General features: G+C 66.3%; 16 protein-coding genes and 1 pseudogene. 16 read left to right on the top strand and 1 reads right to left on the bottom strand.

Translation table 11 applies throughout. The features are described from left to right. Window positions 1-41: 41 nt before the first annotated feature. Entirely contained in the window at window positions 42-893 is an 852-nt protein-coding gene (locus FM113_RS14630) for a hypothetical protein (protein ID WP_087015563.1), read from the top strand. An 11-nt stretch (window positions 894-904) separates the two neighbouring features. Here the strand turns inward: FM113_RS14630 and FM113_RS14625 are convergent, their stop codons facing one another. Beyond that, complete coding sequence (locus FM113_RS14625; RefSeq protein WP_087015562.1) at window positions 905-1,471, bottom strand: thioesterase family protein; 567 nt, start codon at window positions 1,469-1,471, stop codon at window positions 905-907. Between the two features lie 219 nt (window positions 1,472-1,690). On the opposite strand from FM113_RS14625, the gene efp reads away from it, so the two are divergent. The 15 genes and pseudogenes from efp (at window position 1,691) to FM113_RS14550 (ending at window position 17,662) form a co-directional block, all read left to right on the top strand. Beyond that, window positions 1,691-2,254, top strand: a complete 564-nt coding sequence (gene efp / locus FM113_RS14620) for an elongation factor P (RefSeq protein WP_087015561.1) — start codon at window positions 1,691-1,693, stop codon at window positions 2,252-2,254. 2 nt (window positions 2,255-2,256) lie between these two features. Further along, window positions 2,257-2,673 (top strand): transcription antitermination factor NusB, encoded by a 417-nt coding sequence (gene nusB, locus FM113_RS14615; RefSeq protein WP_087015560.1) that lies wholly within the window; start codon window positions 2,257-2,259, stop codon window positions 2,671-2,673. A 135-nt stretch (window positions 2,674-2,808) separates the two neighbouring features. After that, window positions 2,809-3,381, top strand: a pseudogene (pyrR, locus tag FM113_RS14610) (bifunctional pyr operon transcriptional regulator/uracil phosphoribosyltransferase PyrR); the annotation flags it as partial. Further along, on the top strand, window positions 3,378-4,367 hold the full coding sequence (locus tag FM113_RS14605) for an aspartate carbamoyltransferase catalytic subunit (protein ID WP_087015558.1): 990 nt from the start codon (window positions 3,378-3,380) through the stop codon (window positions 4,365-4,367). The pseudogene pyrR and the gene FM113_RS14605, both read left to right, overlap by 4 nt. After that, a complete protein-coding gene (locus tag FM113_RS14600; RefSeq protein WP_087015557.1) occupies window positions 4,364-5,767 on the top strand; it encodes a dihydroorotase in 1,404 nt (467 codons plus the stop codon). The genes FM113_RS14605 and FM113_RS14600 overlap by 4 nt, the downstream gene beginning before the upstream one ends. Further along, complete coding sequence (locus FM113_RS14595; RefSeq protein WP_087015556.1) at window positions 5,764-6,318, top strand: hypothetical protein; 555 nt, start codon at window positions 5,764-5,766, stop codon at window positions 6,316-6,318. The genes FM113_RS14600 and FM113_RS14595 overlap by 4 nt, the downstream gene beginning before the upstream one ends. Next, on the top strand, window positions 6,315-7,523 hold the full coding sequence (carA, locus tag FM113_RS14590) for a glutamine-hydrolyzing carbamoyl-phosphate synthase small subunit (RefSeq protein WP_176387249.1): 1,209 nt from the start codon (window positions 6,315-6,317) through the stop codon (window positions 7,521-7,523). Before FM113_RS14595 ends, carA begins: the two co-directional genes overlap by 4 nt. 5 nt (window positions 7,524-7,528) lie before the next feature. Continuing rightward, window positions 7,529-10,834, top strand: a complete 3,306-nt coding sequence (gene carB / locus FM113_RS14585) for a carbamoyl-phosphate synthase large subunit (protein WP_087015555.1) — start codon at window positions 7,529-7,531, stop codon at window positions 10,832-10,834. Continuing rightward, entirely contained in the window at window positions 10,834-11,688 is an 855-nt protein-coding gene (pyrF, locus tag FM113_RS14580) for an orotidine-5'-phosphate decarboxylase (RefSeq protein ID WP_087015554.1), read from the top strand. Before carB ends, pyrF begins: the two co-directional genes overlap by 1 nt. 51 nt (window positions 11,689-11,739) lie before the next feature. Beyond that, window positions 11,740-12,684: a guanylate kinase gene (gene gmk / locus FM113_RS14575; protein WP_087015628.1), complete on the top strand. Its 945-nt coding sequence runs from the start codon at window positions 11,740-11,742 to the stop codon at window positions 12,682-12,684. Then, the gene (locus tag FM113_RS14570; RefSeq protein WP_087015553.1) at window positions 12,681-13,631 is read left to right on the top strand and encodes a multidrug DMT transporter permease; all 951 of its coding nucleotides are present in this window, start codon (window positions 12,681-12,683) and stop codon (window positions 13,629-13,631) included. The genes gmk and FM113_RS14570 overlap by 4 nt, the downstream gene beginning before the upstream one ends. 125 nt (window positions 13,632-13,756) lie before the next feature. Next, on the top strand, window positions 13,757-14,797 hold the full coding sequence (locus tag FM113_RS14565) for an iron-siderophore ABC transporter substrate-binding protein (RefSeq protein ID WP_087015552.1): 1,041 nt from the start codon (window positions 13,757-13,759) through the stop codon (window positions 14,795-14,797). Next, complete coding sequence (locus FM113_RS14560) at window positions 14,794-15,813, top strand: iron ABC transporter permease (protein ID WP_087015551.1); 1,020 nt, start codon at window positions 14,794-14,796, stop codon at window positions 15,811-15,813. Before FM113_RS14565 ends, FM113_RS14560 begins: the two co-directional genes overlap by 4 nt. After that, a complete protein-coding gene (locus FM113_RS14555; RefSeq protein ID WP_087015550.1) occupies window positions 15,810-16,865 on the top strand; it encodes an iron chelate uptake ABC transporter family permease subunit in 1,056 nt (351 codons plus the stop codon). Before FM113_RS14560 ends, FM113_RS14555 begins: the two co-directional genes overlap by 4 nt. Next, on the top strand, window positions 16,862-17,662 hold the full coding sequence (locus FM113_RS14550) for an ABC transporter ATP-binding protein (RefSeq protein WP_087015549.1): 801 nt from the start codon (window positions 16,862-16,864) through the stop codon (window positions 17,660-17,662). Before FM113_RS14555 ends, FM113_RS14550 begins: the two co-directional genes overlap by 4 nt. Window positions 17,663-17,696 lie beyond the last annotated feature (34 nt).

Below are 17,696 nucleotides of genomic sequence, written 5' to 3'. Positions count from 1 at the left end.
ATCAGCACCACCGTCACGTTGAGTAGGGGATCCCGAGGCACATGGAACGACAGTCACACGCCACGGAACAGCTGCGCCTCATCCGCGCGCTGTATCCGGCGCTCGCAGAACGGTACGACGCAGGGTCGGGCTCCATGCCGACACCCCGCGCGGAGTTTGACGCGTGGCTCGATCGCGAAGCGGGAGCACTCCACGCTGGTGCTGCGTTCGGTGCGATTGGCGACGCTGCGGTGACCGAGCGCTTCGAGGCCGCCTTCCGCGCGGCCCACCGTGTCGCCGCCCTGTTCGGAGCGTCGGTGCCGGAGCCGGAGGCGTTCGCCGCCGCGGGAGTGGACCTCCTGCATCTGGGAACCCTGCTCGCAGCACAGCCCGAGCTCACTCCGGTGCCCACACCGTATGGGCTGGGTGCCGCTCGGTGGCGCTCCGCCTTCGCCGCGGCGGCGCTCGCGCACCCCGCGGTATTGGCTGATGGGCCGGGGGCAACACCGCTCGTGTTTGGGGCTGAAGCAGAGCGCGGGTTCTCTGAGCTTGACAGCATCCCCGAGTCCGCAATAGCGATCCCGAGTGTGGTGCAGCGCGACAGGACCGGAGCAACCCTGCGCTGGACGCTGCGGCTCGTGCCCGCGGGGTCCACGCCGAGCGTGCTGGGGCTCGGGTTTGCGCACGGCCCGCACGTGTCGCTCCCGGAAATGCTCATGCTGCAACTGATGCGGATCACTGGCGGCGACGAACCCGTGGACACGGGAACGTTTACCTGGCTCGCCGGGACCGTCGAGGGCGGCAGGCTCGCCGCGCGCCACGTGTATGACGCGGGTGAGCAGGTCATCCGAATCACCTGCCGGGAGATCGGCAATCAAGGCCCGCACCTCGGGGCGCGCCCGCCGCTGGCATAGCGTCTCGCGGCTTAGTCCCAGCTGCTGACGGCCTCGGCGCGCGTCGAAGGGAGTCGGGTGTTCTGCCCCCAGGCGAGGATCTCCTCGGGCACGTGAAAGTCCTCGGCGCGGGCACCGGTCTTCTCAAGGATTTCCGGGACCGGCACGACGCCGCCACTGCGGCGCAGGATACGCGCCCGCACGATCGCCCGTGCGTAGATTTCCGGTCGGCGCTGCGCGTCGGGACGCACGAAACGCTGCTCCATGTACACGGCCTGCTCGTCAAAGCCTAGGATCTTCGATTCGATCCAGAAGCGCTGCCACGGGTTCAGGGATTTCCGGTAGGAGATTGTCTGGCCCACCACGACTGGATACCAGCCCTCGCGGGTCATCACATCCCAGGTGCCGTTGCGCTGGATCAAGTCGAAGCGACCCACGTCCATAACTGAGAGGTACTTGCCGTTGTTCATGTGCCGCAAAAGGTCGAGGTCGGTGGGCCACACCCGGAACCGTGAGCGGCTCATGTCGCCGAAGCCGATCCGGGGGCCGCGTCGCCCCACGAACCACTGGTGCCAGAGGGTGCGAAAGATCATGTGCATGGAGCGAGCCTAGGGGAGCGACGTGTGTAGCGGGCGGGAGTTGTGGGGTGCATGCCATGGGGCCGAGGTTCCCGGGCGAACGATTGTGCATCCCCTCGAAATGCCAGTTTTGAGCCTTTGGTTCCCTCATGCGGCGCGAAATCGGATTCTCGGCGGCGGGTGTAGAATGATTCGGCGCACTTCAGCGCTCGTACCTCACAGAATCCGGAGAACCCCTGCATGGCATCCTCGAACGACATCAAGAACGGCACCGTGATCAAGGAGGCTGGCCAGCTCTGGAGCGTGATCGAGTTCCAGCACGTGAAGCCGGGCAAGGGTGGCGCGTTCGTTCGGACCAAGCAGAAGAACGTTGTCTCCGGCAAGATCATCGATAAGACCTACAACGCGGGCGCGAAGATCGAAACCGCAAACGTCGACCGCCGCGACTTCCAGTACCTGTACCAGGACGGCGCAGACTTCGTATTCATGGACCAGACCGACTACGACCAGATCACGGTCTCCTCGGTTGTCGTCGGCGACGCGGCCAACTACATGCTGGAGAGCCAGCAGGTGCAGATCGGCCTCCACGATGGTGAGCCCCTCTACCTCGAGATGCCCGCATCCGTGGTGCTCGAGGTGACCTACACCGAACCCGGCCTGCAGGGCGACCGCTCCACGGGTGGCACGAAGCCCGCAACGCTCGAGACCGGTGCTGAGATTCAGGTTCCGCTGTTCCTTAACGCCGGCACCAAGGTCAAGGTTGACACCCGCACGGGTGACTACCTCGGCCGGGTCAACGACTAACCTTGTCGGCACGGACAAAGGCGCGCAAGCGCGCCCTGGACATGCTGTACCAGGCTGATCTGCGCGGCGAATCAATCGCCGTGATCGTGAACGCTGAATCGAAGCGCGCCGCGAGCGAGCCCGATCGAGCTGCCTCGTGGCTGTACGCGCGCGAGATTGTCGACGGGGTGAGCGACCACCGCGATGAGATCGACGAGCTGATCACGAGCTACGCACAGGGCTGGACCCTGGAGCGGATGCCGCACCTGGACCGGGCGCTGCTGCGCCTGGCCTCCTGGGAGATTCTGTTCAATGCCGAGGTGCCCACGCCCGTCGCCATTGACGAGGCCGTGGAACTCGCAAAGGAATACTCGACAGACGACTCCGGTCGCTTTGTCAACGGAGTGCTGGGCCGCGTCGCGGACCACGCCCGAAACTAAGAACCTGCACTGCGCTCCCGGAGTGAATCCCGGTCCCACGAGGAGTCGTGTGGCCGGGATTCGCTCCGGGATCCGCTATGCTGGGGAGGAACAGCTTTTCTTTAACTCCCGTCCAGTGAGGCGGAGAAGGGGGGCTCGAATATGGGTACGCGTGTAGTGCTGGAAAGCGCTGAGATCTCGCGGGCGCTGACTCGAATCTCGCACGAAATTATTGAGGCGAACAAGGGCGTTGACGGTCTCGTGCTTGTGGGAATCCCCACGCGCGGCACCTTTCTTGCTTCGCGTATCGCGGAGACGATCTCCCGCATCGAGGGCCGGTCGGTTCCGAGTGCGAGCCTCGACGTCACCATGTACCGTGACGACCTCGCGCAGAACCCGACCCGTACGCCGCATCCCACGAGCATGCCGGTCACGGGCATCGATGGCTGCACTGTGGTGCTCGTCGATGACGTGCTGTTTTCGGGTCGAACCGTGCGCGCTGCGCTCGACGCGCTCAACGACCACGGCCGTCCCAAGGCCGTGCGTCTGGCCGCGCTCATCGACCGCGGTCACCGGGAACTCCCGATCCGCGCTGACTACATCGGCAAGAACCTGCCAAGCGCCAAACACGAGCGGATTTCCGTGCGGCTTGCGGAACACGACGGGATCGACGAGGTCACAATCTCGGCCGGCGACTCCGGGAGCGCAGCGGACGGGGGTCGCGCATGAGGCACCTGCTCGACACACGCACCCTCAGCAGGGACGAGGCGATCCTGATCCTCGACACCGCCGAGGACATGGCGGCAACCCAGCAGCGCGAGGTGAAAAAGCTTCCGACGCTCCGCGGCAAGACCGTGGTGAACCTGTTCTTCGAGGATTCAACGCGCACCCGGATCTCGTTTGAGGCGGCGGCGAAGCGGCTTTCGGCTGACGTGATCAATTTCACCGCCAAGGGATCCTCCGTGTCTAAGGGCGAATCGCTGAAAGACACGGCCCAGACGCTCCAAGCAATTGGCGCTGATGGTGTAGTGATCCGGCATCCCGCATCCGGTGCGCCATCCCGGCTCGCATCGAGCGGATGGATCGACGCTGGGGTGCTGAACGCGGGCGATGGCACACACGAACACCCGACGCAGGCGCTGCTCGACGCCTTCACGATGCGTCGCCGCCTGTTCGGCGCTGACAGCCGGGGCCGCGACCTCGACGGGATCTCCGTCGTGATCGTGGGCGACATCGCGCACTCTCGGGTGGCGCGCTCAAACCTCTGGCTCCTGAACGCGCTCGGCGCGCACGTCGCCTTCGTTGCCCCCGAAACGCTTCTGCCCTATGGCACGCGCGAGTGGCCGGTGGCCCATCACTACTCCCTCGACGAGGCGCTCCGCGTGGAGCAGCCCGACGTCGTGATGCTGCTCCGGATCCAGACGGAACGTATGCACGCAGCGTACTTCCCGAACGAGCGTGAGTACGCCCGCAACTGGGGCCTCGATGACGCACGCCTGGAACGACTCACGGAGCGCGCGATCGTCATGCATCCCGGTCCCATGAATCGCGGCCTTGAGATCTCGTCCCGAGCCGCGGATTCACCCCGCTCGACGGTGCTTGAGCAGGTCACCAACGGCGTGTCCGTGCGTATGGCCGCGCTCTATCTGCTGCTCTCTGGTGAGCGCACCGCAGAACCCGCTTCCCCCGACTTCCGTGAAGGAGAACCCGTATGACCGCACAGCCAGGCTTCCTGATCCGCGGTGCGCGCCTTGCCGCGTCGCTCACCGAGCGCGGTGCCGAGCTTGCGTCGGCTGAACCTGTGGACCTGCGTGTTGTCGACGGCACGATCGTCGAGCGTGGCACCGGGCTCGTCGCAGTGCCGGGGGAGCGCGTCATCGAGGCTGACGGTCTTGTTGCGCTGACCGGTCTCGTCGATCTCCACACGCACCTGCGCGAGCCCGGCTTTGAACAGTCGGAAACCGTCCTCACAGGAACGCGAGCGGCTGCGGCCGGTGGGTTCACGAGCGTATTCGCGATGGCAAACACCCTGCCTGTGCAGGACACGGCGGGTGTGGTCGAACAGGTGCAGACGCTGGGCGACGCCGCGGGCTACGCCACGGTCCGCCCCATTGGTGCGGTCACCGAAGACCTCGCGGGCGAAAAGCTCAGTGAGATTGGCGCGATGGCCCAGTCGCGCGCTCAGGTCCGCGTGTTCTCGGATGACGGCAAATGCGTCCACGACCCCATGCTCATGCGCCGCGCGCTCGAGTACGTGACGACCTTCGGTGGTGTGATCGCGCAGCACGCGCAGGATCCGCGCCTCACCGAGGGGGCGCAGATGAACGAGGGTGCGCTCTCGAGTGAGCTCGGTCTCAAGGGGTGGCCCGCCGTCGCGGAAGAATCGATCATCGCCCGCGACGTGCTGCTCGCCGAGCACACGGGCGCCCGGCTTCACATCTGCCACCTGTCCACGGCGGGCTCTGTCGAGGTCGTGCGGTGGGCGAAGGCGCGCGGCGTGCAGGTCACCGCCGAGGTGACCCCGCACCACCTGATCCTCACCGAGGAACTTGTGCGCAGCTACGATGCTCGGTACAAGGTCAACCCCCCGCTCCGGCGCGAGGCCGACGTGCGGGCGCTGCGGCAGGCTGTCGCCGATGGGGTCATCGACATCATCGCCACAGACCACGCCCCGCACCCGATCGAGGCGAAAGAGTGCGAGTGGGATGCCGCCGCGTTCGGGATGGTCGGGCTTGAGTCCGCGCTCCCGATCGCGCTCCTCACGCTTGTCGCCGAGGGGCACACGAGCTGGGCTGAACTCGAAACGCTGCTCTCACAGCGCCCCGCGCAGATCGGCGGTCTTGCAGGCCACCCGACCGAGCTTGCAGTGGGCCAGCCCGCGGACCTCGTGCTTGTCGATCCGAGCGGTTCGAGCACGTTCGATCTCGACAGGCTACAGGGACTGAGCAGCAACTCGCCCTATCTCGGCATGGAGTTGCCCGGCCGGATCGCCTTCACGATGCGCCGCGGCTACCTCACCGTCGACGGCGGGGAACTCGTTGACACCGCAACGGTGGCCGCTGCCGCCCTCGCCGCGGGGGCTCGCCAGGACCACACCACGGAGGTTGTTTCATGAGTCGCACAAGCTTCATCATCATGATGTCAGCGATCGCCATCCTGGCGTTTGCCGGCATGTGGATCGCGTGGCGCGGGCGAACGCGGCGCGACGCGCGTGACACCACAGCCATCGCGGGGGTGCCGCTGTCCGGCGAGGTACTCGCCAGCTTCCCGCGCGCCAGCTATGTGTCCACGACGCCCGAGGGTGCGCCCCTCGAGCGCGTTGCGGTGCCCGGCCTGCGCTACAAGGGCTTCGCTGAGGTGATCGTCCGCGGTGACGGCGTTTCCGTGGCGGTCACGGGGGAGGCCCCCGTGTTGATCCCGCGGGCCCAACTTCGCGGCACCGGGACGGCATCGGGCCGCGTGGGCAAGGCAGTCGAACGGGATGGGCTCTCGTTGCTGCAGTGGCAGCTCGCGGGTTCCGGCACGCAGGCCGGGCGACCGGTCGAATCCAGTTTTCGATTCGCGGATCCGGCGGAGCAGCAGCGCTTCGCGGACGCAATCACGGCGGTGCTCGTACCGGGCACCGCACACACAACCACTCAGACCACGACCCAGGAGGACGCGTGACCACGAATACGACCGAAGTGACGGTACCGCCAGTTTCCGCGGCTACCCAGGGTGCCGCGGTGCTCGTACTTGAGGACGGCACGCGCTACACCGGACGAGCCTACGGTGCCACCGGACGCACGCTTGGCGAGGTCGTCTTCTCGACCGGCATGACCGGCTACCAGGAGACGCTCACGGATCCGTCCTACGCCGGCCAAATCGTGTTGATGACGGCGCCGCACATTGGCAACACGGGCGTCAACGACACGGACATGGAATCGCGCAAGATCTGGGTGTCCGGCTTTGTGGTCCGCGACCCAGCGCGCCGGATCTCGAACTTCCGCGCCGAGCGCTCGCTCGACGAGGACCTCGTCGGTGACGGGGTTGTCGGTATCTCCGGCGTCGACACGCGTGCGGTGACGCGGAAGATCCGTTCCGCTGGCGCGATGCGCGCAGGCGTGTTCTCGGGGCCCGACTTCACGCTCTCCGACGAGGATCAGCTGGCCCTCGTGCGCGAGCAGGGTGGCATGGCGGGGAAGAACCTCTCCGAAGAGGTCACCACGCCGGAGCGCTACGAGGTGCCTGTCACCGAGGGCGTCGACCGGGTGGGCTCCATCGCGGTACTCGATCTCGGCATCAAGCGCGCGACAGTCGGCTACCTGGCGGATCACGGCTTCGATGTGACCGTTCTGCCCGCGAGCACCACGCTCGAGGAGATCCGCGCGCTCGCGCCCGACGCTCTGTTCTACTCGAACGGCCCCGGCGATCCCGCGGCAAGCACCGGCCACGTGGAGCTGTTGCGCGCGTTGCTGCGCGACGGCGTGCCGTACTTTGGGATCTGCTTCGGCAACCAGCTGCTGGGCCGTGCGCTCGGCTTCGACACCTACAAGCTGCCCTTCGGCCACCGCGGGATCAACCAGCCGGTCATGGATAAGCGCACCGGTCGGGTCGAGATCACCGCACAGAACCACGGTTTCGCCGTGGACGTGCCGATCGAGGGGACCGTGGATTCACCCGAGGGCTTCGGCCGCGTACAGGTGAGCCATGTCAGCCTGAACGACCAGGTTGTCGAGGGACTTGAGTGCCTCGACATCCCCGCGTTCTCGGTGCAGTACCACCCTGAGGCCGCCGCCGGCCCGCACGACGCCTTCTACCTGTTCGATCGCTTCCGCGCCCTGGTCCAAGACCGCGCCGCAGCCGCCGACACCACAATTCAGGGAGCCTAAGAAGTATGCCCAAGCGTTCAGACATCAATTCTGTTCTTGTCATCGGATCCGGCCCGATCGTGATCGGTCAGGCCTGTGAGTTCGATTACTCCGGAACCCAGGCGTGCCGCGTGCTCCGCGAGGAGGGCGTACGCGTCATCCTGATCAACTCGAACCCGGCCACGATCATGACGGACCCGGACTTCGCCGACGCGACTTACGTGGAGCCCATCACGCCCGAGGTCATCGAAACGATCATCGCGAAGGAGAAGCCCGACGCGATCCTGCCGACGCTCGGCGGTCAGACGGCCCTCAACGCCGCGATGGCGCTGCACGAGCAGGGGATTCTCGACAAGTACAACGTCGAGCTCATCGGTGCGAAGGTCGACGCGATCCAGAAGGGTGAGGATCGTCAGCTGTTCAAGGACATCGCCATTGCTGCGGGTGCGGGCGTTGCGAAGTCCTACATCGCCACAACCGTGGACGACGCGAAGGAGTTCGCGAAGGATCTCGGCTACCCGCTCGTGGTCCGCCCCTCCTACACGATGGGTGGCCTGGGTTCCGGCTTCGCCTACACCGAAGAGGAGCTTGTCCGGATCGTCACTGACGGTCTGCACTACAGCCCCACCACCGAGGTGCTCCTTGAGGAGTCCATCCTGGGTTGGAAGGAGTACGAGCTCGAGCTCATGCGCGACACCAAGGACAACGCGGTTGTCGTCTGCTCGATCGAGAACGTTGACGCTGTGGGCGTGCACACGGGCGACTCGATCACTGTGGCACCGGCACTGACGCTCACCGATCGTGAGTACCAGAACCTCCGCGACATCTCGATCGACATCATCCGTCGCGTGGGTGTCGACACGGGCGGCTGCAACATCCAGTTCGCGATCGACCCGGTGGACGGCCGCGTGATCGTCATCGAGATGAACCCCCGCGTCTCCCGGTCATCGGCGCTCGCGTCGAAGGCCACAGGTTTCCCGATTGCGAAGATCGCGGCGAAGCTTGCCATTGGCTACACGCTCGATGAGATCCCGAACGACATCACGATGAAGACGCCGGCCTCGTTCGAGCCCGCGATCGACTACATCGTGGTGAAGACGCCCCGCTTCGCGTTCGAGAAGTTCCCGGCCGCGGACGACACGCTGACGACAACGATGAAGTCGGTGGGTGAGGCGATGGCGATCGGCCGAAACTTCACCACCGCGCTGCAGAAGTCACTGCGTTCGCTTGAGAAGCGGGACACCTCGTTCCACTGGGGCGAGGAGACCCGCTCGGTGGCGGAGATCCTTGAGACGATCAAGCGTCCCACCGACGGCCGCATCGTGGATGTGCAGCAGGCGCTGCGCCTCGGTGCCTCGATTGAGCAGGTCTTCGCGTCCACCGCGATCGATCCCTGGTTCCTCGACCAGATCGTCCTGATCAACGAAGTGGCTGAGCAGGTTGCCGCCGCCCCGCAGCTCACCATCGAGGTGCTGCGTGAGGCGAAGGATCACGGCTTCTCGGACGCGCAGATCGCCGCGATTCGTGGCCTGTCCGAGTCGGAAATCCGGGGCCTGCGTCATGGCCTGGGCCTCCGCCCCGTGTTCAAGACCGTGGACACCTGCGCCGGTGAGTTCCCCGCGCTGACCCCGTACCACTACTCCTCATACGACGAGGAGACCGAGGTCACGCCGTCCGACCGCAAGAAGGTTGTCATCCTGGGCTCCGGCCCGAACCGCATCGGACAGGGCGTCGAGTTCGACTACTCCTGCGTGCACGCCTCCTTCGCGCTGTCTGAGGCCGGGTACGAGACGATCATGATCAACTGCAACCCAGAGACTGTCTCGACGGACTATGACACTTCGGATCGTCTGTACTTCGAGCCGTTGACGCTTGAGGACGTGCTCGAAGTGATCCACGCGGAGCAGGCCTCGGGCACGCTCGTCGGCGTGGTTGTGCAGCTTGGTGGGCAGACCGCCCTGGGCCTCGCCCAGCCGCTGAAGGACGCGGGTATCCCGATCCTGGGCACCACGCCCGAGGCGATTGACCTCGCCGAGGAGCGTGGCGCGTTCGCCGGAATTCTGGAGCGCGCGGGCCTCGTGGCGCCGCGTAACGGCACCGCCATCGACAAGGATGGCGCGATCCGAATCGCCGAGGAGATCGGCTACCCTGTGCTCGTGCGCCCGTCGTTTGTGCTGGGCGGCCGCGGTATGGAAATCGTGTACGACACGGAGTCCATGCACGGCTACTTCGAGCGGATCGCGGGCCACGCGCTCGTGGGTCCGGGGCACCCCCTGCTTGTCGACAGGTTCCTTGACGACGCGATTGAGATTGACGTTGACGCGATCTACGACGGCGAGCAGCTGTACGTGGGCGGCGTCATGGAGCACATCGAGGAGGCCGGTGTGCACTCGGGTGACTCGAGCTGCACCCTGCCCCCGATCACCCTCGGACACGATCAGATCAGTGCGGTCCGCGAGGCGACGCTTGGCATTGCTGCGGGCCTGGGCGTGCGCGGCCTGTTGAACGTGCAGTTTGCGATCGGTCAGGGCGTGCTCTACGTGCTCGAGGCGAACCCGCGCGCATCGCGTACGGTGCCATTCGTCTCGAAGGCGCTCGGCATCCCTCTCGCGAAGGCTGCCTCCCGAGTGATGGCTGGCGAGAGCATCGCCGAGCTGATCACCGCCGGTCTGCTGCCCGAGCGCGACGGATCCCGTGCTCCGATCGACGCACCGATCGCGGTGAAGGAAGCCGTACTGCCGTTCAAGCGCTTCCGCACGTATGAGGGCCTCGTCGTCGACTCGCTCCTCGGCCCGGAGATGCGTTCCACAGGTGAGGTCATGGGCATGGACCGTGACTTCCCGACCGCGTTCGCGAAGAGCCAGTCGGCCGCCGGCAGCGAGCTTCCGGTCGCTGGCACGGTCTTCCTCTCGGTCGCGGATCGCGATAAGCGCTCCGTGGTGCTTCCCGCCCTGCGGCTGCAGGAGCTCGGCTACCGGTTGCTCGCGACTCAGGGGACCCAGGTTGTGCTCGGGCGCAACGGCATCGAGTCGGAGGTTGTGCGCAAGCACTCGCTCCAGGCTGAAGGCGACACGATCGTCGACCTCATCAACCGCGGTGAGATTGACATGATCGTGAACACCCCCTCGGGCAGCTCGGCGCGGGCTGACGGCTATGAAATCCGTGCCGCTTCGGTTGCTGCGGACAAGCCGATCTTCACGACCGTGTCGGAGCTCTCCGCCGCCGTGGGCGCGATTTCGGCTCAGAAACTCGGCTTCGACGTCAAGTCGCTCCAGGAGTATGAGGCGGATCGCGTGGCCGCGCGCGCCGCTGCTGCGGGGGCGACTGCCTGATGAGCGCGATTCCGTTCGGCACCCGGCTCGCCTCGGAACTCGCCGCGAAGCGGCACCTGTGCGTGGGGATTGACCCCCACGCGCCGTTGCTCGCCGATTGGGGGCTCCCCGACGATGCGGCCGGGGCCGAGCGGATGGGCCGCGATGTGATCGCGGCCGCCGCCGGCGTAGCGGCCTGCGTGAAGCCGCAGATCGCATTTTTCGAGCGGTTCGGTTCCGCTGGGTTCGTGGCGCTTGAGCGCATCTTCGCGGATGCGCGAGAGGCCGGGGTCCTTGTGGTCGCCGATGTGAAGCGTGGCGATATTGGCACGAGCTTCGCGGCGTACGCAGACGCGTGGCTGCGGCCCGGCTCGCCGCTCGAAGCCGACGCCATGACTGTCACCGCGTACCAGGGCTTCGGGAGTCTTGCCGGCGCCTTTGGCTACGTGCAGGACCACGGAAAGGGGCTGTTTGTGCTTGCTGCAACCTCGAACCCCGAAGCCCGTGACGTGCAGCAAGCTGTGCGCGCGGACGGCCGCACGATCGCGCAGGCGATGGTGCAGGACGCGCTGGCCGCCGGGAACCCCGCCGATGATCACGTGAATTCGGTCGGTGTGGTCCTCGGGGCGACGCTGCGGCTCGCGGACTTCGGGATCGACGTGTCCGCGCCCCCCGCTCGCCCGGCCTTGCCGGTGCTCGCACCCGGCTTTGGTGCCCAGGGCGCCCGAATCGAAGATGCGGGGGCGATTTTCGGTGGTCTCGGGTGGGCGCTGCTCGCCAACGAATCACGCAGCGTCCTCAGCGGAGGCGCACAGGGGCTCGACGCGCGGGTGCGCGATCGGGCCGAAGCCGTGGCGACGGCGCTCACGGTGTGACACCCTGTTAGGAGGGGCACACTGGTGGGAGAAATGACGAGTGGAGACCAGATGAGTAGTCCAGAGAACCGCGCGGCACGTGACATGCCCACGGTGGATCGTGTGGCGGCAAACCGGGCCGCGATTGCGGCGCGTCAGGCGCGCGCGGATCTGAAGCGTCGGCTGCGCAGTGGTGAGGTATCGCCACTGCGTGTCCTGGCGCAGGCGGATGAGGACGGGACCCCCGCGGCAACGCTGCGGATCACCGACTTCCTCCTTTCTTTCCCCGCGATCGGCGTGGTGAAAGCGGAACGAGTGCGTGAGCAGCTCGATATCTCCGAGCGAAAGCGGCTCGGAGGCTTGGGGGTGCTGCAGCGCGAGCGTCTCGAACGTTTCGTGCGCGCGCGCACGGGCGCGGAGCTCCGCGCGGGTCGCCCGCCGCTTACGGTGCTGGCCGGTCCCACAGCGGTGGGTAAGGGCACGGTGGCGGCGTACATTCGGGAGCACTATCCCGAGGTGCGGCTGTCAGTGTCGGCAACGACGCGTGCGCCGCGGCCCGGTGAAGTCGAGGGCGAGCACTACTTCTTCGTCTCCGACGAGGGCTTTGACCGAATGCTTGCCGCTGGCGAGCTGCTGGAGTGGGCGACGGTGCATAACAAGTACCGTTATGGGACGCCACGCGGCCCCGTGCTCGCTGCGGCCGAGGCCGGTGAACTGATGCTGCTGGAGATCGACCTGCAGGGTGCGCGGCAGGTGCGGGCGAGCATGCCCGAGGCTTGCCTCGTGTTTCTTGCACCGCCGAGCTGGGATGAACTCGTGAACCGGCTTGTCGGCCGCGGCACCGAAGATTCCGAAGAACGCGCACGCCGTCTCGAGACCGCAAAGATCGAGCTCGCGGCCGCGGAAGAGTTCGACGAGGTCATCGTGAACGACGAGGTGCCGCTTGCAGCGGCTCGCCTCGTCGAGATCATGCGCGGTGGCATCCCCGCCGCGGCCGGGGAATCCCCGCGGGCATGATCGAACACGTCAGCGAGCTCGATCCGAAACAGTTCCTGGGCATTCCGCTAGCCCTCATCGGGGCTGGCTTGCTCGCCTTTGGCGCGCAGTACCAGTCTCGCGGCCTGAACAAGGTCGAGCGAATTGTGGGGGAGAGCGCCGGGTCCGGACTCTCCTGGGCCCACATCAGGAGCCTCCTGACCCGACCTTCCTGGGTCGTGGGTACGGTGCTCTTGGGTCTGGCGGTGCTGTTTCAGATCGGCTCGCTGGCGTTGTCCCCGCTGATCATCGTCCAGCCCATTGGTGTTGCCGGACTGATCATCACCTCGATCTTGAATTCCCGAATGAGTGGCGTGCACCTGGGAAAACGGGTGCGGGCGTCCCTGGGACTCGCGGTGCTCGGGATTGTCGCGTTCGTGACGATCGCCGCCTTTACCGCCCGTGATCAGCCGGTCACGGATGCGAAGCTCATGACGATTCTCGTGACCTACGGAATCGTTCTTGTGATCGCCTTTGCGCTGTTTCTCGCCTTCCGGCATCGCGGTTTCGCGCTCATGTACATTGTGGGTGCCGGCGTGCTGTACGGCTTCGTTGCGACCTTTGCGAAGGCAGTGATCGGGCGGCTGCAGCAGGGCGAGTTCGAGTGGCTCACTTGGGTCTGTGTGGCAGCCCTCCTTGTCGGAGCGCTGCTCGGTATGGTGTTCGTGCAGAACGCTTACTCGTCGGGGCCGCCCGACCTTGTGGTCGCCGGCCTCACTGTGATCGACCCCATTGTGGCCGTGTTGATCGGGATCGTGGTGCTGCACGAGGCGGCGGGAGCGCCCGCGTGGGCCGTGGTCGCGTACGCCCTCTCCGGAGTGGTTGCCGTGATCGGTGTGGTGGGACTGGCTCGCTTCCACCCGCAGGCCGGTGGCGCGATCGCCGAGATTCCCGCGCCGGCAGGCGGGGCTGAGGCGTCGCCTGAGTGAGAATCTGCCCGATCATTGCGGAGCGTACTTGACAACTAAGGTTGGCCTTACCATCATGTGATGTGGCGCGCGAGACGTTCGCGCGACCCATGCTTGACCGGATCGGTCGCCCTGAAAGGACTCTCGTGCGCGTTTCTCGCCTGCTCGCTTCCGCCGCAGCCATTGCCCTCTGCACTCTTCCGCTGGCCGCGTGCTCGGCGACAGGCGGTCCGGAAGAGGACGCGGGCGGCGCGCAGAGCGTCCCACGGAGCGCCGAGTTCCCCGTGACAATCGAGCACGCATTTGGCACAACCACGATCCCGGAAGCACCGGAGCGCGTAGCGTCGGTTGCCTGGGCCAACCACGAGGTGCCCCTCGCGCTCGGAATCGTGCCGGTCGGGATGAGTAAGGCAACCTGGGGAGATGACGGCGGGATCGATGGTGTCCTGCCGTGGGTCGAGGGTCGCCTGACTGAGCTCGATGCCGAGACTCCGGTGCTCTTCGACGAAACTGACGGCATCGATTTCGAGGCTGTCGCGGACACAAACCCCGACGTGATCCTCGCGGCGTATTCCGGTCTCAGTGAAGAAGACTACGACACACTCTCGAAGATCGCCCCTGTGGTTGCGTACCCTGAGACACCCTGGGGTACCTCGGTGTCCGACATGATCCGGCTCGACGCCACCGCACTGGGTCTCGAAGCCGAGGGCGAGCAGCTCGTTGCAGAACTTGAAGACACCGTCGACGCATCACTCGCGGCGCACCCGACACTCGCGGATCAAAAGATCCTCTTCGCGTTCATGAACCCCTCAGATCTGTCGAAGATCGGTTTCTACACAGTGCACGACACGCGCCCTGGATTCCTCGCAGGGCTCGGCTTGCCGCAGCCTGAGGTTGTCGAGACTGAGAGCGCACGCACGGAGGAGTTCTACCTCGAACTGAGCTCGGACGTCGCCGACCGATTCGCAGACGTGGACGTGTTCGTGACGTACGGTGATCCGGACGGGGAGCTTGCTGCGCAGCTCCAGGCCGATCCGCTCCTCGCCCAGATCCCCGCGATCGCGGAGGGTCGGATCGCAATCCTCGAAGACTCCACGCCACTGGCAGCGTCCGCGAATCCCTCGCCGCTGTCGATTGGTTGGGGAATCGACGAGTACTTCGGCGTGCTCGCCGCGGCTGCAGAGTGACGGCGGCGGCTCGGCGGCACCCGCTCGCCTGGCTGCTCCTGGGATGCGCGGTGCTCGCGCTGCTCTGCGTGTGCTCGATTGCGCTCGGCGCGCGCATCGTGGGCATCGATGAGGTCTTGGCGGGGCTGCGTGGAGACGCCAGCACTGTTGACTCCGCAGCGGTCGTGAAGCGGGTCCCGCGTACGGTGTTGGCAGTGCTTGTCGGGGCAGCCCTCGCGCTCTCCGGTGCCACCATGCAGGCGATCACGCGCAACCCGTTGGCGGAGCCCGGAATCCTGGGCGTCTCCACAGGAGCGGCGCTCGCGGTAGTGATGGGACTGAGCTTCTTTGGACTGCACCGCCCGTTTGCGCTGATGGCCCTCGCCATCGCGGGAGCAGCAGTCGCCGCGGTGGCCGTGTACGTCATCGGCGGGCTCGGCCAGCGCGGTGTATCTGCGAGCAGCCGGAGCCCGTTTGCCTTAGCGCTCGCGGGTGCCGCGTGCGGTGCCGCGTTCGTGTCGCTCACGAACGCGATCATGCTGCCCCGTGTCGACCTGCTGCGCACCTTCCAGTTTTGGCGGGTCGGAAGTGTGGGTGGGGCGAGCTGGGAAAGCATTGGGGTGCTCCTTCCCGGGCTCCTCGTGGGTGCGGTGCTGTGCGCCCTGCTTGCCCGGGGGATGAATGCGCTTGCGCTCGGCGACGACGTCGCCACGGGGCTGGGGGAGTCGGTCATGCGGACCCGTACATTCGCGGGGATCGCCGCCGTCGTGCTCTGCGGTGCGGCGACTGCAGTCGCGGGTCCGATCGGATTTGTGGGGCTTTTGGTGCCGCACGTGTGCCGTGCGCTGTTCGGGCCTGACCACCGGTGGCTACTGCCTCTGTCCGCGCTCGGCGGAGCCCTGTTGCTCGTGGCGGCGGATGTGACCGGCCGACTCATTACCCGCCCTGCAGACGTGGAAGTGGGAGTTGTCACCGCGCTCATCGGCGCGCCGTTCCTCATCTGGATCGTGCGGCGTACCCGGGTGGGATCGCTGTGAGCGCGCGCGTACCGGATTCGCAGGCGTCCGCGACCGAGCTGGTTGTCGCTGGACGGCGGCAGCGGGCACGGCGGCGCGGGATTGTCATCGCGATCCTGATTGTTGCGTTGCTCCTCGCATTTGTGGCGAGCGTGACGCTGGGGCGCACGGTGTACGGACTTGATCAGGTTTGGGGTGTTGTAACTGGGCAGGCTCAGGGCGGCGCGGTGTTCACGGTCGGGGAGCTCCGCTTGCCTCGGGCCACCCTCGGCGTGCTTGCGGGCTTCGCGCTCGGGATCGCTGGCACCACGTTCCAAACGCTGCTCGGCAATCCTCTCGCTTCGCCAGACATCCTCGGCATTGCGGCGGGAGCGGGCGCAGCAGCCGTGTTCGGCATTATCGTGCTGGGGCTGAACGAGACGTTCAGCTCGGCGCTTGCGCTTACCGGCGCGCTCGCAACGGCGCTCGCGATCTTTCTGCTGTCGCAGCGTGGCGGGTTCACGGGCATGCGCTTCATCCTGATCGGGATCGGCACGGCCGCGATCCTGCAAAGCGTCACCTCATACATGCTGGCGCGCGCCGTGGAGTGGGACATCCAGCGCGCCATGCAGTGGCTCACAGGGAGTCTGGGTGGTGCGAGCTGGGAGAGCGTGCTGCCGCTCGCAATCGCGTGCCTCGTTGCCGTGCCAGTCCTGCTGAGCCGCACGCGGGAGCTTGAACTCTTGCGTGTGGGAGAGGCGACAGCGCAGGCCCTGGGGGTCACCGTGACCCGCAGTCGGATCGGGCTCATCGTTGCCGCGGTTGTGCTTCTCGCATTCGCCACTGCGGCCTGCGGGCCGATCATGTTCGTTGCGTTCATGGCCGGTCCGATCGCGGCGCGCTTGGCTGGCCCGGGCACCTCCCTCCTGCTCCCTGCTGGACTGACCGGAGCGCTCCTGGTGCTCGCTGCGGACTTTGCGGGCCAGTACCTGTTTGGCGGACGCACGCCGGTCGGGATCGTCACCGGCGTGCTCGGTGCTCCGATCCTGATCCTCCTCCTGATCCAACTCAATCGGAAAGGGGCCCGCTCATGACGCCCCAGCGACAACTGTCCACCCGAGACCTGGGCATCGCCTACGGTGATCGTCACATTATTGCCGGCCTGGATTTCGACTTTGCACCTGGGCGTGTCACCGCAATCGTTGGGCCCAACGGCTGTGGTAAATCCACACTGCTGCGCAGCTGTGCGCGACTGATCAAGCCACATTCGGGGGCGGTGCTGCTCGACGGTCGCGCCGTCGATGCCACACCCACGAAGGAGCTTGCCCGCGTGCTCGGGCTGCTTCCCCAGAGCCCGTCGGCACCCGAGGGGATCACTGTCGCGGACCTTGTGGGGCGAGGCCGGCACCCGCACCAGGGCGGATTTGCGCGGTGGAGCGCCCGGGACACTGCGGTCGTCGCTGAAGCATTGACCGCGACCGGGACTGCAGATCTCGCGAATCGCCCCGTCGATGAGCTTTCGGGAGGCCAACGCCAACGTGTGTGGATCGCCATGGCGTTGGCGCAGGAGCCCGAGGTGCTGTTGCTCGATGAGCCGACAACATATCTCGACGTCACACATCAGCTGGAGGTCCTCGACCTTGTGCGCACCGTGAATCGGGAGCGCGGGACGACAGTCGTGCTCGTGCTCCACGATCTGAATCTCGCCGCACGCTACGCTGACCAGCTCGTCGCTGTTCGTGATGGCCGTATTCGAGGTGCCGGGACCCCCGCGGACGTGCTCCGTCCCGAGCTCGTCCGCGATGTCTTCGATCTCGACTGCCAGGTCATCCAGGATCCGGTCTCGCGCACACCGCTGATCATCCCCATTGGGCGGCATCGGGCGGCCTGAGCGTGGGATACTGGCACTCACGCACAGGTGAAGG

The organism is Leucobacter sp. 7(1) (genome assembly GCF_900163635.1).
GTDB lineage: Bacteria > Actinomycetota > Actinomycetes > Actinomycetales > Microbacteriaceae > Leucobacter.
Note: the sequence above shows the minus strand (reverse complement) of the source record. Positions and strands in the feature narration are given on the sequence as shown.